At 50.2% G+C, this 14,778-nt stretch carries 14 protein-coding genes and 1 tRNA gene; 7 read left to right on the forward strand and 8 right to left on the reverse strand.

Annotation, left to right across the window (positions count from 1 at the left end):
• Positions 1 to 426 precede the first annotated feature (426 nt).
• Positions 427 to 502, forward strand: a tRNA-Ile gene (locus RBB75_RS05190).
• 192 nt (positions 503 to 694) lie between these two features.
• Here the strand turns inward: RBB75_RS05190 and RBB75_RS05195 are convergent.
• The 3 genes from RBB75_RS05195 to RBB75_RS05205 all read right to left on the reverse strand — a co-directional run bounded on the left by RBB75_RS05195 (position 695) and on the right by RBB75_RS05205 (position 3,173).
• The gene (locus RBB75_RS05195; RefSeq protein WP_179639632.1) at positions 695 to 2,071 is read right to left on the reverse strand and encodes a lipopolysaccharide biosynthesis protein; all 1,377 of its coding nucleotides are present in this window, start codon (positions 2,069 to 2,071) and stop codon (positions 695 to 697) included.
• Between the two features lie 104 nt (positions 2,072 to 2,175).
• Positions 2,176 to 2,796, reverse strand: a complete 621-nt coding sequence (locus RBB75_RS05200; protein ID WP_179639633.1) for a class I SAM-dependent methyltransferase — start codon at positions 2,794 to 2,796, stop codon at positions 2,176 to 2,178.
• Between the two features lie 176 nt (positions 2,797 to 2,972).
• Positions 2,973 to 3,173, reverse strand: a complete 201-nt coding sequence (locus tag RBB75_RS05205; protein ID WP_179639634.1) for a hypothetical protein — start codon at positions 3,171 to 3,173, stop codon at positions 2,973 to 2,975.
• Positions 3,174 to 3,271: 98 nt separating this feature from the next.
• On the opposite strand from RBB75_RS05205, the gene RBB75_RS05210 reads away from it, so the two are divergent.
• The 4 genes from RBB75_RS05210 (at position 3,272) to RBB75_RS05225 (ending at position 8,521) form a co-directional block, all read left to right on the forward strand.
• The gene (locus tag RBB75_RS05210; protein WP_218884733.1) at positions 3,272 to 4,168 is read left to right on the forward strand and encodes a glycosyltransferase family 2 protein; all 897 of its coding nucleotides are present in this window, start codon (positions 3,272 to 3,274) and stop codon (positions 4,166 to 4,168) included.
• A gap of 154 nt (positions 4,169 to 4,322) precedes the next feature.
• A complete protein-coding gene (locus RBB75_RS05215) occupies positions 4,323 to 5,501 on the forward strand; it encodes a GumC family protein (RefSeq protein WP_179639636.1) in 1,179 nt (392 codons plus the stop codon).
• Between the two features lie 38 nt (positions 5,502 to 5,539).
• On the forward strand, positions 5,540 to 6,856 hold the full coding sequence (locus RBB75_RS05220; protein WP_179639637.1) for an O-antigen ligase family protein: 1,317 nt from the start codon (positions 5,540 to 5,542) through the stop codon (positions 6,854 to 6,856).
• A gap of 186 nt (positions 6,857 to 7,042) precedes the next feature.
• Positions 7,043 to 8,521, forward strand: coding sequence for a hypothetical protein (locus RBB75_RS05225; protein WP_179639638.1), 1,479 nt, complete (start codon positions 7,043 to 7,045; stop codon positions 8,519 to 8,521).
• Positions 8,522 to 8,591: 70 nt separating this feature from the next.
• Here RBB75_RS05225 and RBB75_RS05230 read toward each other — a convergent pair whose 3' ends face one another.
• Together RBB75_RS05230 and RBB75_RS05235 are read right to left on the reverse strand one after the other, a co-directional pair.
• Positions 8,592 to 9,527 carry a glycosyltransferase gene (locus RBB75_RS05230; protein ID WP_179639639.1) on the reverse strand — a complete coding sequence of 312 codons (936 nt, stop codon included), beginning with the start codon at positions 9,525 to 9,527 and terminating at the stop codon, positions 8,592 to 8,594.
• A 92-nt stretch (positions 9,528 to 9,619) separates the two neighbouring features.
• Complete coding sequence (locus RBB75_RS05235; protein WP_353069778.1) at positions 9,620 to 10,624, reverse strand: glycosyltransferase; 1,005 nt, start codon at positions 10,622 to 10,624, stop codon at positions 9,620 to 9,622.
• A 464-nt stretch (positions 10,625 to 11,088) separates the two neighbouring features.
• On the opposite strand from RBB75_RS05235, the gene RBB75_RS05240 reads away from it, so the two are divergent.
• Together RBB75_RS05240 and RBB75_RS05245 are read left to right on the forward strand one after the other, a co-directional pair.
• A complete protein-coding gene (locus tag RBB75_RS05240) occupies positions 11,089 to 11,898 on the forward strand; it encodes a 2OG-Fe(II) oxygenase (RefSeq protein ID WP_179639640.1) in 810 nt (269 codons plus the stop codon).
• Positions 11,899 to 11,997: 99 nt separating this feature from the next.
• Positions 11,998 to 13,125, forward strand: a complete 1,128-nt coding sequence (locus RBB75_RS05245) for a glycosyltransferase family 4 protein (RefSeq protein WP_353069779.1) — start codon at positions 11,998 to 12,000, stop codon at positions 13,123 to 13,125.
• Between the two features lie 49 nt (positions 13,126 to 13,174).
• On the opposite strand, the gene RBB75_RS05250 is transcribed toward RBB75_RS05245, so the two are convergent.
• From RBB75_RS05250 to RBB75_RS05260, 3 genes are all read right to left on the reverse strand, one after another.
• Positions 13,175 to 13,669 (reverse strand): hypothetical protein, encoded by a 495-nt coding sequence (locus tag RBB75_RS05250; RefSeq protein WP_353069780.1) that lies wholly within the window; start codon positions 13,667 to 13,669, stop codon positions 13,175 to 13,177.
• 69 nt (positions 13,670 to 13,738) lie between these two features.
• Positions 13,739 to 14,248, reverse strand: a complete 510-nt coding sequence (locus tag RBB75_RS05255; protein ID WP_353069781.1) for a DinB family protein — start codon at positions 14,246 to 14,248, stop codon at positions 13,739 to 13,741.
• On the reverse strand, positions 14,242 to 14,694 hold the full coding sequence (locus RBB75_RS05260; RefSeq protein WP_353069782.1) for a YraN family protein: 453 nt from the start codon (positions 14,692 to 14,694) through the stop codon (positions 14,242 to 14,244). Before RBB75_RS05260 ends, RBB75_RS05255 begins: the two co-directional genes overlap by 7 nt.
• Between the last annotated feature and the right edge of the window lie 84 nt (positions 14,695 to 14,778).

Consider the following 14,778-nt stretch of genomic DNA (forward strand, 5'->3'; position numbering starts at 1 on the left):
CAGCAAAACAAAACGACGCAATACATCCGGAATGTGACGGGTTGCTTACCCGCTTCACTATGCTGCCCTGCCAGACACTTGACGGTAACGGGGCCATTGTAAATATCTCGACAGGCACAGACCTTTTCCTGATCTACGCAAAATCCCCAATTACTTATCGGCTGATTTTGAGCTGCACTCTCTACGCCATACAATGCTGATTAGGCTTGGGGAATCGGGAGTGACGCTTTCATCACCATGCGGATTGCCGAACACAGCACTACCCTCGTATCGCAACGGTATATCCATCCGACGCCAGGCAGTGGAGCGCGCTTTCGAGCGGTTGTAATTGTCTGGCAACGGGACCCGAAGTTGAGCCGAAAAGACAGCTACGCGGCGTGGCAGTATCCGCTACCCTGTCGCAGTCGTTGTCCGTAAGTCATGGAAGGGCCTGTAGCTCAACGGTTAGAGCAGGGGACTCATAATCCCTTGGTTGGGGGTTCAAATCCCTCCGGGCCCACCATTCGCGTAAGGGATTGATTCTAGGCTCGGATGTGAGTGCGCGGAAATACGATCAATATTCTGAGTGTAGAGAACGTATTCGGACCCGACTACGTTGTACTCACCGTTTGTTCTTTTCGATTTCCAATAAAGACTGACTAAACTCCGCCTTCAACTGACCGAGTCTCTGCGTTCCACCCAACACGTGCATTGATCAATCCATCATAGGTGGATCCGGTGCCAGTTCCGCCACGGGGTTCTCTTCCTTCTTTAGAAAGCCGTAGACCGCTACGTACGAATGGGCGAAAACATAACAGAAACTGGAAGCAAGATTAAACATAACCGCGTCTCGAGTGCTTCGTACTCCAAAGACGATTACATATCCGACTTGAACAAGCAGCAGCAGTCCGATCTCCGCAATCGTCCCTCGCCAGAACACCCATTTGCGGGAGCGGTTCATGATCCAAATCAACCCAGCAACGTAGTTGATGCATGCCGTCAGAACGACCCATCCGATCAAACCGCGTAGATCGCCATATTTCGGCCCTAAAAGCCATAGGAAGACAGTGGGAACAGCAAAAGAAAACAGAACTAGTCCGGCACAGCAGAGTGCAGCGAAGAAAATCAGACGAAAATAAGTGAGAAGTAATCGTCCCCGTTGCAAGCGAGCTATATACGGTTCGACGATCACTATATTAAACGTCATCAGAAAGTTGAAGATGAGACCGAGACGTCCTAACGCCGCGACCTCAGCGATGCTCACCGTATTGCCAAAGATACTGATTAGAAATAACGCCACCTGTCCATGAAAAGCACCCAAAATGATAGCCGGAGAAGCTGGCAGGATATAACGACCAATCTCTTTCCGGATCGACAGGTCGTTGGTCTGTGGCCAAGTGAAGAACTGTCGGCTCTTTCTCCCGAGAAGTTGGCCATTAAAGGTGATATTCAATGCACTCAATCCAGCAGCCGTCCATGAATTGAGCGCACCTAAAACACTCAGAACAACATAAGCACCCAACCTATAGATGTTCGAAATCGTTTGCGGGACATAATAATCGCGCAACCGCCTGTGAAGAAACAACGGGGCTGAATAGTAAGAGACGGGGCCGCTCGAATAAAGCGCGAGAAGAACCGTCATCAACAGCGTGATCTGAATGGGCCATGGCCACTTCTGTTTATGAGTAATGATCAAGAAGACAACAGCTGCAAAAGGTGACAACATCCAAAATGCAGTGTCCCGGAGAGACTTTGCGCCCCGCACATATCTACCTACAACTAATGGATCCAGAGCCCGATCGCCAATCAAAGGTATGATCGTACTGGCACAACCTAGATCCATTAAGATCGAGGTCGTAGCCTGAAATCCTGAAGCCAACCCGAACTTTGCATAATCACTGACGCTCAAGACGCGTATAAGAAAAATTCCAATGATTACGTTGATTCCCTGAAGTGCTCCCTGGCCAAGAAAAAAGTGGAACACGATCCGGAGCATTCGGCGAACCTTCGCGTTCAATGGGCTACGCGTCGCTTCATCAACTGTCTCCAGTGAAGGATCGCCACGAGAATCGTCAGATCTTACGGTTGTCATGGCAAGCCTGCTCCCAAGGAACATTGTTGTGCAGCCTCGGCCCGGAGCATCGTGAACGGTCAGGAACGCTTGTGGAGAGAGAGATGACTCTAACCAAGTAGTCTTCAATCATTCTTGGTGCTTCGTAAGGTAAAAATCTGCCGATAAAATGGCCCTCGATCCGCTCTGCGTAGCAACATCTCAACAAGAGACGGCGCAATTTGCATTCCTAGCGAAGACGCCCTATTAAAGATTCCTGACATCTCTTTCTGCATCAGCCATGAATGGAAGGATATGCTTTCATTGCCTTGTTGCCGCATCTCCCACCCTTCCAATCCTTCAAATATCTCTGATTCAGGGAAGGGTGCATCCATGTGCTCGCTGAGCCAACCTGGTGGTGTCCGTTTAGATTTCACGTAAACATTCAGCAACTCTCGATCCGACTCCCAGGCTGGCCTGCCAGACGGAAATCCGAAGATAACAAGCTTACGTGCAACACGAAGAGCCTCGCTAATCACCATTTTTCGTAGATGAGGTGGAACATGCTCAAGTACATCCGATGCGACGACGACATCAAATTCGTTGTCCTTCAGGGGCAACTCCGTCGCAGAAGCGACCATGGGGGTCATAGGCCATGATGGCTCAAAGGGGAAGGAAACATCACAACCGACAAAAGGAACTTTACGGAATCGCCCCAGACCGACAGGGCCAGAACCAATTTCAAGTACAGATCCCTGCTCGAACATGTCGTGGGATTTCAATATTCGTGTAATTGGATAATACCTGGCCGCCCAGTTAAGCATTGGATCCTTTACATGGTAGAGGCGGCAACCGACGGTCGTCCGCACAAAGTAAGAAACGCGATAGTCGCTATCCCTGGTCGATTTAAACTGTTAGAGAATCGGAAGATAGCACAGCGAAATTATACAATCTCTTCGTCCATCAAAATGCGCGCTTGCGCAGAATCCAAAGCAAAGATAACTGATACATTCCGACGCAAAAATGAAAGACATACTCTCGCGCGAGAGTACGTGAGCACCAGATCGAGAAAAATGGTGACTGGTGCGATAAACTTATCAATAAGCAGTTTTGAACCAGATGCAATGAGGTCGGCGATCTCCATTAGCCATATCTACCTGCTCGAAATTTCCTGTGGCTGTGCCAGGGTTCTCTATCAACAACCCTCAAGATCCCGAAGATCCTATGATTACTAGAAGTGCGATGACGGTCATCATCCCTACCTTCAATCGCTTGTCCACTCTGCGACTTTGCTTGGACTGTTTAGAGGCGCAGACGATGACCGACTTCGATGTACTCATCGTCAACGACGGATCGACCGACGGCACCGAGGCAGCGCTAGCTGACATTCGAGAGAATAGCTCTCTCCATCTACAGGTTCTGCATCAGCAAAACTCCGGACCCGCACGAGCGCGAAATTGGGCGATTGCACATGTCACAACTGAGATCTGTCTTCTGATTGGCGACGATATCCTTGCGACTCCGAATCTCCTCGACGCTCATCTCCAGTTTCACCGAGCTAACCCGGACAACAAGGCGGTCGGTCTTGGTCGGACGCAATGGGACACAGTTCACCAGAAGATCACACCCTTTATGGAATGGTACGAAGAGGTTCAGTTTGACTATGGGCGACTGACTGCAGGACTGACCCCGACCTGGCAGCATTTCTACACTAGCAATCTGTCGTTCAAAACGCGTTTATTTCGAGCCAACCCCTTTGACGAAAGGTTTAAAGCAGCTGCCTGGGAGGACATAGAACTCGGGTTTCGGCTGGCAGACCGGGATCAGATGCACCTCACCTTTCTTCCTAATGCAATCGCTTCCCACGTCCATCCAACCACTTTCCTGCAAGCTGTCAGAAGAATGCACACCCTTGGCCGTTCACAGCGACAGTTTCATCAAATCTGGCCTTCTGCTCGGGATATAGCGGTTAGGGATATAAAGACGAAAATCTGTACGATTTTAGGAGCTCGTCCCCTCCTTTTAGACATTCTTACCTCGTCGGTCGACCGTCTCTCTGGACCGCTGAAGCCCGGAAAATTACACGCCATGCTTCTACGAAGTCACCAACAGCGGGGATATCTGGAATCAAATCAGTAAGGCGTCCACCTGAGCTTGCAGGTCCGCACGTTCGCCGTCCTCAGAAGGTTTCTAAAATCTATTACACTGGAAGTTAGTCATCGGCTAACGAGCATTATCCGCCAGCACTTTGCAGGATGTGCTGAAAAGACAATAGCGAGTATAAAGGTACGGAATGCCAATCGAAACACCGACTCAGAGTGAGAGCTCCAACATCTCGGAATCCACGAGCCTCGTCTTTACCGAGAATGAACCGCTCTCCTTGACGCTGGTGCTACAGATTCTGCAGCGTTCTCGACGCTTCATTTTAAAGACAGCAGCTATAACGTTCATTCTCGCAACAATCCTGGCGTTCATACTCCCTCCTTACTACACCGCAACTGGCTCCTTTGTCCCTCCGGGAGCGAACAATACTTCAAGTGCCGCAGCACTGATGGGTCAGCTTTCAGCCATAGGAGCTGGCAGCCTCCTTGGCGGCAAAGGCCAAGGCGATCTCTACGTCGGCATTCTCAAGAGTCATACAGTCGCTCGCGACATTGTTCAGCGTTTCAATCTTATGCAGGTGTACAAAGTTAAAAAAGAGAGTCTGGCGGAGAAGAAGCTCCTTTCGGAATCCGAGTTTACGCTGGGAACGAAAGATCCCATCGTTACCGTGTCGGTGACCGATAAATCCCCCGAGCGCGCCCGGGATTTGGCCGCAGGATATCTTCAGACGTTACAAGCTACCTCGGCCGGATTGGCCCTCTCAGAGAGTTCACAGCGGCGTCTGTTCTACGAGCAGCGCCTTGCCAAAGAAAAGGACGACCTCGCCAACGCAGAGGTCGCCTTGAAGCTGGAAGAGGAAAAGAGTGGATTGGTGGCGCCGGTCGGGCAGATGGCTTCCAACATTCAAGCGCAGGCACAGGTCCAGGCACAAATCACAGACCTCCAGACAAGGCTGGCCGCCCTGCTCATGAATGAGACCGAACAAAATCCTGATATCCTTCGGTTACGGACGCAGATCGAAAGTTTGCAGTCTCAAGCCTCCCAATTGGCAAAGGGAAACGGTAAAAACCCTACAGGAAGCCTCTCGAGTGCTTTGGTGCCTGGCTTGGAGCTCGACTATATTCGGAAGGCCCGTGAGGTGAAGTATCATCAAGCACTCTTCGAAATCATCGCCAAACAATACGAAGCGGCGCGATTAGACGAAGCAAAAGACTCTCCCCTTCAGGTTCTCGACCAGCCGGTCCTCCCCGATATGAAGTCCGGGCCGCACCGCTCTCTGATCATGGCCCTCGGTCTTGTGATTGGCGTGCTGGGGAGCTCCGCCTGGGTTTTGTTGCGGGCCGATACGATCAAGCGCGTTGTACGCTGACGACGTCGGATTCTTAGGGCGACATGGAGGAACGAGCCGTGAGTAATGAGTCCACACTGTACGTGGAGGTTGGGCATTCAAAGACCCCCCCGTTTGGCCACTCGTCGATCTTAAATTGGATCTCAAATAAAGGTTTTGAGCCCCTCTTTCATATATACGTCTATCTCCTAGTCCTCTTGCCGACTGGTAGCCTCTTCGGAATCAACATCAAGTTCATCTGCTTTTTTCTTCTTTTCCCAATTGCGCTCTCGAAACATCTAGCAGATAGCAAAACCACCTTGTCCAAGGTTTCATTACTGTTTGTTGTACCCGGAGCACTGCTCGTTTGGATTTTGATCGCGCAGGTTTATGAAGCCAACGCAGCTCTGTCTTACTTTCAATTCAAGGACATTGCCACAACCTTTGCGAGTTGCTGGCTGGTCTCCGTTTTCTGCAGAAACAGAAAAGGCGCAGATATTCGATTCTTACGAACGGTACTTATTGCAGAAATCGTTGCGTGTTTGATCAAGATTACGCTGCTCGGTTACTGCTTTTATAAGGAAATTCCCGTTTCGCTCATGATCGATAGTATCAGTGACTTTTTTGGGACGAAGCTAATGAGCATGGACTTGGACTCAGCTCTCGGCAGGATTCAATTTGTAGCCGATGGTCTAATTCCCATATGCATTTATATGCTGCTGCGCTACCGTACAAAACTTAAGATTAGTAGCGTGAGTGCAGTCGTCATGTTTTTTCTTCTTGCCGTATCCCTTGTCTTTACCTTTTCAAGATATTTTTGGGGGTTTGCAGCTCTAGCCTTTTCTCTCGGAATGATCTTTAGTAAAAAAGATCATTTTCACGCTTCGGTCATCACATTGCTTTGCATTGTTTTACTGGTGAGTCTTCCTGTCATTGTCGATCTCTATCAAATTCGCTTTTCTGACGCGATTGCAGGCGGATCGGATTCAGTACGAACAGAACAAATTCCAGCGCTTGAGCGGTTCTTCTTAGATGCCCCGCTCTTAGGACATGGATATGGCAGCTATACCCCAGATGTTATCCGAAGCTCCGACCTTCAATACGGATACGAGGTTCAGCTCTACGCATTGGCTGGACAAGAAGGCATAATTGGGCTTTTGCTGATGGGTGTTTTATTGTTGCTCTACTATTACCCATTATTATGGTCGAAAGGAAGATTCTTTTCCAGCCACCGATTCGGCCTGATCATTATTCTATTTGGCTGGCTTGCCGCTGGCCTATTTAACCCAATGCTATTCAATTCCGCTGCGGCAATGTCATATGCCGCCATTAATGCGCTCTCGGAAATAAGCTCTGAGTCAGGATTGATGAGCACGCTCAAATCCTTTGAGACTTGAGACTTGATTCTTACTTCTTGATCTCTGCCACCTCAATAATCCGCACCCATGCTATCAAAATCGCGTAAAATCGATTATCTCATTATGCCACTTCATCGACGGTTGCCTCAAATTCCTATGTGGCTAATATTGGTTGGGACCCTGTTACTAGCGGTCCCCTTCCATCTTCGCCCTGACAATTTCATTGTGGATGATGGCTATTTTTATCCTCAAATTGCGCGCTACATCGCACGTGGTCAAGGTAGTACCTTCAACGGCATAATGCTGACAAACGGCTATCACCCACTTTGGATGCTGATCTGTGTAATAGGCGCATGGATCACGCCAGCCTCTTATCCACTCGTCCAACTTCTAACCTCAGTACAGGACGTGCTCATATTGGGCTGCGTGTACACGATCGTCTCAGTATCACGCCGTGCCAAAATGCGTGGTTCCGTCCTAGGGTGCCTGCCGCTCCTATTCTTCGGCATGGTATTGGGTATTTGGCGCCTGCTCGAGGCGAACTTGGCACTTGCACTTCAGTTAAGCGTGTTGATCATAGTGTGTCCAGTCCTCTCGGCAAGTTTTTATGACAAGTTAGGTAGATGGCGTAACCTTCTCATCGGAACACTGTTTGGCTTAACAATGCTCGCACGACTAGATCTTATGTTTTTTGTTGCGACAATACTTATCTACGAAATTGTCAATACCAATTGGTCGCTCAGCTTACAGACGCGGACTAGATCATCACTGATACAAATGACTGCGGCAGGAATGCTCTTAGCGCCATATTTCATATGGAACATACATCAATTCGGTCACTTGCTTCCCATCAGTGGTGCTATCAAAAGTACTTTTCCACACCCAGAACGCTGGGGTTTTAGCAATTTTATGTATCCGGTTATTGGGGCTATATTTTTAAATAGCTCTTTGCTTATTAAAAAAACTAGGACGAGCTTCGAGAATATTTGCATTCTCACCGCAATAGCAGCCGCACTTCACATGGCATACACACTAACGTTCGGAGAGTTAGCCCCTTGGTACCTCACAACGGGGTATCTTACTCTTTGTTTTTGCGTCATATGGATGGTCGACAGCGTTTTACGAGTGGCGCCATCTCTGGAGTGGATGGAAACGGCGCTCGCAGCACTTGTCTTTTTTGCTTTTCTGAGCTTGGCTGCTTTACGTATATTTTCAAATTTCACCTATACGCACTTCGTGCATAGGCAGGTTACATTTCACGGATCTTATCTCGAACCTAAACTGGGCCTCGCAATAACACTGCGAGATACTCTTCCAAAAGGAAGCCGAATCTTCGTGTTTGACGCTCCTGGTAGCGTTGCTTTCTACTCCGGTATGAGCATTCTTCCCGTAGATGGTCTTGTAGCCAATTATGCGTACAACGATGAAGTAGTAAAAGAGGGATTTAGTGATTATGCCACCAGAAAGCACATCGATTATTTTATAGCTCCTTACCTGCATCAGGGTCAGATATACGACCGCCTCGCACTTCGAGGATCTGGTGGAAAGGCTAAACAGATTATGGAAATAAAGGCACCATTGACAAAACGAGATGCCGGCACAGTCATACTTTCCGACGCAAATCTTATCTTTCGCTATCGTGAAATTACCACTGATCTTGAAACGGTCTACCCTGAGGTAGGGATTTGGCGCATACCTCACTAACTTGGTGCGGAGCGCCGCATGGATTAGAGAATGCGCCTCCACAGGCAATCATCCGAGTACCAACTTAACCTCACCTAGCTTCTGTCCAGCGCCTAATCCTATTGCTCCTGCGAGTCAGCAACCGGAGCTTGATCTCATTGAGTGTTATCGCGCGAAAATCACGATTCTCGTCGCGTAGAGTGTCCTTACACATTCGTCCAACTAGCCGCAACAGCCGCTCGGCCCTGCCCAAAACTCCCATGTGAAAATCCCAGAACGCGCGCTCATCCGCCAGAAGTCGCCTGTACCGTTCTGGAGTCATGCGACCCTGACGATCCATGATCGCGAGCTCGTGGTTTACCAGAATATTTCCAGCTACAATCAGCCGTTTTCCCGCTAGATCCAGACGATGAAAGAGATTTGTGTCGCTATTATGAAGTGGAAATTGCAAATCATAACCACCGAGCATCCGGACGGCAGAAACACGGAGCATCGACGCTGAATTGAGCGCAGACGTGAATCGCTTCGAGACGCCCTCCACCCCCGGCGCAAGAACCTTCGGGAAAAACCCTCCTACGAAACGGAACGGAGAGATAAGTCTTCCACGATCTGCAATACGAGGAACGATGCCTGCGACTCGTGCATCAGAGACATACTCCTCTGCATAAACCTCGATCTTTTTGAGAAAGTCCACTGGGAGGTTTGTGTCCTGATCGAGGGTGAGCAACCAGGTAAAGCCCTCTTCTTCGGCCATCTTTAGCGCCTTGTTATAGGGCACAGCCAGCCCTGGATTATCAGGCTCTGCGTAATATCGAACCCCCTCCGGAAGAATGCCTGGGTCCTGGCCTCCGGGGGTATTATCGACAATCAAAACCGTAAGCCGCAGTCGGTTAGAAGCCGCGTGGGCTGCCTCGAGCAGTGTCTTTATGGTGGGAGACGAGGCGGCCAGCTTGTTGTAAAGAACAATGATAGCGAAAATGCTTGTTCTTCCATTACGTTGCGTCTCGAACTGGGCAGGGGCATCCATACGGATGGTAGATTGATAGACCTTTCGACTTCATTATAACTTTGGGTCAGGCATCCGCTTCCACACAGCATGGCTTCGTTGTTCAGATCTGCTCACAAAACAAGATCCCGAAAGGCAGCATTTAATCCAGTTGGTGAGTATTTCTTATAACTCCGTAGATGACCCAGGACAGTGGGCAATCTTCTCAACCTGCTAAGAGATAAAAGTGCACCACCACGATGAGCATGTTCTGCCTTGGCATGCGCCTCGATCAACAGATGATCGTCACTCGAGATACCCAGTTTTTCCAAACACACCTGCAGTGCGTCGAATTGGAGAGCATTTTCTCGATATTCTTTTTGGTTTCGATCGCGTGAGAGCTGAATATAGCCACTGATGCCGTGCGACAAGATGTAACTACACTTCTCTTTTAGAGAGATTGGCACACCGATCTGTTGATTTCCATGCACGCGATATCCAACCAAATGCTCGGGACAGGCTATCAATCTAGCGTGTGCCGCCAGCATGAGTGCAAGCCAGGCATCGTGATTCCAACTCGATGGCATTGCGAGAAGCTCATTCTTTGATGAGCTGCGTATAGCAAAGGCCATGCCCGTAACGACATTCCTCTTCAGCAAAACCCCCACAGCCTGTCCTGATCGAAAGTTCATTTGATCGAAAGTATCAAATTGAAAACTTCCCCAAAGATCTTTTCCCAAAAGCCGCGAGGACGAGTCGATCAAGTCGCCGTTTGAGAAGACCCCTGCGGCGGAAGGATTGCTGAGGAACAACTCTTTCAGCTTTTTCAATTTCTGCGGATACCAGACATCATCCTGATCGCAGAGCGCGATAAGCTCCCCGGTGCAAAGCTCGATGGCCTGCGCGAAGTTGCCACGATAGCCTAGATTCTTCGGATTGCGGATAATACGCACCGGGAAAGGACTCTCGACTGCGAACCTCTCTGCGATGCTCACAGTGGCATCGCTCGAGCAATCATCGCAAAGAACAAGTTCTGCTGGCAGCTGCTGCTGACGTGCAATGCTCTCCAGCTGTTCGCCAAGATACTTTTCCCCGTTGTAAGTACACATTGCGATTGAGAATCGCACGTCTTCACGCACCAAATTTCTCCGTCGGTTTCCTTTGAAAATCAATCCCTTGAGACATCCACGTTCCGACGCACTCCGAGAGTGCCGCGAGCCGGCCGCAAGCGGTGCGCTGATTTAGGCATACCTCCGTGCCGCCAATGTGCGCTTTGCGTCGCGTCATCCTGCCAGCTTTCTTCGGAATATTCCTTTGAGAAGCAGCCTCACGCGCCAACTGGGTCACTCGCCTCTACAGATCATACCGGGCCACTTCCCGTTGCCTCCTCCACCACGAACGGGACCGCCGCATCTCATTATAGATAAGAGTGGTCTCGTTTTTCGCACGACGATCCGATCGAGAGGAGGGGCCGCCAGAATTTGTGCCAAAGTAACGTTAACGGATGGGCTCTCTACTTACCAACGAATCAATTCCTTTATACTATTTTTGTCCCACTGCGATTGAACATCGCAGAACGCGTCTTATTTAGGAGTTGGCTCACATGAATCGCAGAGAGTACGCCGCGCTTATCGAAAGACGACTCAAAGTCGAATCTGACCGGCTGCGGCAGGAATTTCCAAAGTATGTGGTGCAAAGCTGCTATGTCGATGACCTTTTACCGAAAGAACTCGCGTTAGAGATATGCAACGCCTTTCCTGACAAGAGCGCGATGATGCTCAAGAAGAGCCTGCGCGAAAACAAGCATGTTGCCGCGCAGATGAATCAATATGCCCCAATACTTGAAGAGATCGTTTATGCGTTCCAAGAGCCAGGCGTCCTGAACGCGGTAGCGGAAATTACCGGCATCCAGGGCATGGTCCCCGACGAGAAACTGTATGCCGGTGGAATCAGCCTCATGGCGAAAGAAAACTTCCTAAATCCACATCTTGACAACTCTCATGACATCAAGCGCGAGATGTACCGTGTCCTCAATCTGCTTTACTACGTAACCCCAAACTGGGGCCATGAACACGGTGGAAACTTGGAGTTATGGGATGACGGCCCTAAGGGTGCGCCGCGCGAGATTACAAGTCATTTCAATCGCCTTGCCCTGATGGCCACTCACGAGAATTCATGGCATTCAGTGAGCGAGGTGAAAGTAGACCGTTCGCGTTGCTGCGTCTCCAACTATTACTTTTCGCCGAAGCCCTTAGAAGATCATGAGTATTTTCATGTGACTTCGTTTAGGGGTAGGCCTGAGCAGCCAGTACGCGATTTGGTGCTACAGGGGGACATAGCTCTACGACAAGGTATTCGGAAGGTGTTCAAGAAGGGTATTGTAGATAACAAGCACGTTTACGAAAAGAGCTAAGTCCTGGAAGCCGCTCGACAGAGCCAGTGTGCAACTAATGTGCGCTGTTATCGGATCGTTGACCCGGCTTAAATGGTCATGAGAATACTTATCAATGCAATGGGTGTGACCAAGAAGAAGGCCGGGGTCGGCGTATATGCAAAGAATCTAATTGATTCGTTGGTATCGAATGACGAATTACATCTGTTTGTTCTCGCTCAGGATGATGACTCCGACTTCGATTACCAAGGCTTGCCTAATGTCACGGTATTGTGGGTTCCCTCGAAACTGCTGCGAACACCGCTGATTCGCTTGATCTTCGAGCAGCTGCTTTTGCCTCTTATCCTATGGAAGCACCATATCGATGTTGTGCATTCCCTCCACTACTCTTTTCCTCTCATCAGCGGTCGAGCAAAGAACGTTGTCACAATTCATGACATGACATCATTCTCGATGCCCGAAGTGCACCTAACTTTTAAGAGGCTTTATTACCGGACTTTTATTCGAGCTGCAGCCAAGCTGGCGGACGCTCTTATTTTCGTCTCCCAATCCGCTCAAAGCGATCTGACAGCAAGGTTCGGCTCTCCGAAGGGTATTTCTGCCGTAATACATCATGGTAAAAGCGATAGTTTCTCGCCTTGTTGGGATCAGGACCTTCTCCAGCAAGTCCGGAAAAAGTATGGTCTGCCCACGCGTTTCATTTTGTATGTGGGAACAATAGAGCCTCGGAAAAACCTCGTGCGGCTGGTTGAAGCGTTCTCGGAGATAGCCCCCCTTCATCCGGATACCGCACTAGTAATAGCAGGATCAAAAGGATGGATGTATGACTCACTGTTTGAGTGCATAAGCCGCCTGCGGCTGGAAGCACGTATATTTTTCCCGGGATTCGTAGCAGAAGCAGATAAGCGATTCCTCATCTGCGCCGCGGACGTCTTTGCTTATATTTCTTTGTACGAGGGCTTTGGTCTCCCCGTGCTAGAAGCTCTTGCCTGCGGAATTCCTACTCTCACCAGCACCACATCCTCCTTGCCAGAGGTCTCTGGAGTCGCCGCACTGGCGGTGGATCCAACGGATGTCGAACAGATCGCCTTCTCTTTAAATCGTCTTCTCTCAGATTCAGTTTTACGGCAAGAATTGCATAAAGCTTCGCTTCTCCAGGCCGCCCGGTTCACATGGCAAGAAACCGCCGCCGGTACAACCCGCGTGTATTGGGATACGTTCAATAACGCGATTGTGGAGCTAGTGTAGAAGAACAAAAATCGAGCCTGCGTTATGCGGTGTTTGCTTAACAGCCGGGTCAGTCATATTGAAGCTCATGTGGCGCCGGCTCAGTCAGTGTTCCGTCCTTGCGCTCATACCACATGAACAGTTTGTGATTCCCATTCACCCGCACTGCAACAATGATCCCACTTCCAAACGCCCCCGTTCCGTCTGTCTTCGAAATATCCACGTGATGAGAACGAATCGGTTCGCCCACCGGACTTGCAGTCGTCCAGTCTTCGGTAAATCTCTTCAGCGGATAGTCCACATGACGTTCGGGATGCTGCTGCCAGTCCGGGTCGTTTGTATAAATTGCAAACGCCTTGCCGTAGTCCTGCGCCTCGAGGGCGCTAAAGAAGTTGCTCACCTTATGCTCGGCCGGAAGATTGGAGAAGAACCACCCATGTCCCAAAAGAAATCCGCCCATCCCCAAAACGACCAACAGCACAATCAGAGCCCCGGAAGCGATCAACAAATTACGGTTTCGCGTCTCGCGGCGGTTGTCGAACTCCGGTGCATTCAGCAGGGTCATAGTTCCTCATTCTTGTAGATCAAACACAAATCAACTTTATTAGACACCGGTGCCACTTCTTTCGTACGACTACCCCACCGTATCGCCGCCGACTCCCAGCCATCCCTGCATCAGTCGCAAGTGATGCTGCATATGCGCAATGTAGTCCTCGATCAGAAATCCCAGGGTCACAGACTCGCCCTCAATCAATCCGACACTCTTAAGACGAGACTTTTCGATATGCCGAACTGTCCATGCCATATGCTCATTCAGCGCAAACCATAGTGCCAGCACCTGCGCCCACTCGCGTTCGGCGTAATGCTGCAGGTTCACCCACTCCACCTGCTCATAGCCTGGCTCACTCTGACCCGGCTTAATCTGTAATCGAACAACCCTTCCTACGTTATTCACCGCTGAATCGACAAGATGCCCGATCACCTGCTTCGCGCTCCACTTGCCCGGCCGCTCCGGCACACTTGCCTCAGCCTCGGAGAGTGTCACCAGCCACGGCATCCAGTCTCTGAGTACCGCCGCAAGCCGTTCACTCAACTCGGCAGAATCCAGCAGCCCAACATCCGACTCCTGCGCATAGATCACCATCCAAACGCTCCCCGATACACTTCAAACTCAGTTCCAGTTGGCAGCAAGTATACCGACACCACATCGAATCGCACCGGCACATCGCCCCTCAGCTTCTCCGGAAATCCCTTCAGGTACGCCCGCCCCATCCTCCTCAGCATCTCCCGCTTGTCCCGGTCCACGGCCGACTCCGCCGTCATTCCATCCCTGGCACCACGCGCCTTTACCTCGACAAAGCACAACGTCGGCCCATCCCACCCCACCAGGTCGATATCCCCCCACAACTTCGCGCTCTTCCACCTCTGCGCGACAACCGTATATCCCAACTTCCGAAGATAAAACAGAGCCTCCCGTTCGCCCTGCTCCCCTGTCGCGAGATGAGCAGGCCCTCCATCGCGGCGGACACTCAGAGAATCCAGCCTCCGCATCGCCCAGGCCTGAACGTCAATCCACACCGTAGCTGGCATCCGTTCTCTCGTATATCATTTCAACCATCATCTCCCAGTAGAATACGTGGCTTTCGAACTGCTGTCCTTACGTAGCGTTCCCTG

The organism is Tunturibacter empetritectus (assembly GCF_040358985.1).
In the GTDB taxonomy this organism is placed as follows: Bacteria; Acidobacteriota; Terriglobia; order Terriglobales; family Acidobacteriaceae; genus Edaphobacter; species Edaphobacter empetritectus.

What these genes read in the sequence shown, in the direction of transcription:
- RBB75_RS05255 (WP_353069781.1), bottom strand. Translation starts at nt 14,248, where the DNA reads ATGGTGATCTATGCGCAGGAGTCGGATGTTGGGCTGCTGGATTCTGCC.
- RBB75_RS05215 (WP_179639636.1), top strand. Translation starts at nt 4,323, where the DNA reads ATGCCAATCGAAACACCGACTCAGAGTGAGAGCTCCAACATCTCGGAA.
- RBB75_RS05260 (WP_353069782.1), bottom strand. Translation starts at nt 14,694, where the DNA reads ATGCCAGCTACGGTGTGGATTGACGTTCAGGCCTGGGCGATGCGGAGG.
- RBB75_RS05195 (WP_179639632.1), bottom strand. Translation starts at nt 2,071, where the DNA reads ATGACAACCGTAAGATCTGACGATTCTCGTGGCGATCCTTCACTGGAG.
- RBB75_RS05250 (WP_353069780.1), bottom strand. Translation starts at nt 13,669, where the DNA reads ATGACCCTGCTGAATGCACCGGAGTTCGACAACCGCCGCGAGACGCGA.
- RBB75_RS05205 (WP_179639634.1), bottom strand. Translation starts at nt 3,173, where the DNA reads ATGGAGATCGCCGACCTCATTGCATCTGGTTCAAAACTGCTTATTGAT.
- RBB75_RS05230 (WP_179639639.1), bottom strand. Translation starts at nt 9,527, where the DNA reads ATGGATGCCCCTGCCCAGTTCGAGACGCAACGTAATGGAAGAACAAGC.
- RBB75_RS05245 (WP_353069779.1), top strand. Translation starts at nt 11,998, where the DNA reads ATGGGTGTGACCAAGAAGAAGGCCGGGGTCGGCGTATATGCAAAGAAT.
- RBB75_RS05210 (WP_218884733.1), top strand. Translation starts at nt 3,272, where the DNA reads ATGACGGTCATCATCCCTACCTTCAATCGCTTGTCCACTCTGCGACTT.
- RBB75_RS05240 (WP_179639640.1), top strand. Translation starts at nt 11,089, where the DNA reads ATGAATCGCAGAGAGTACGCCGCGCTTATCGAAAGACGACTCAAAGTC.
- RBB75_RS05200 (WP_179639633.1), bottom strand. Translation starts at nt 2,796, where the DNA reads ATGTTCGAGCAGGGATCTGTACTTGAAATTGGTTCTGGCCCTGTCGGT.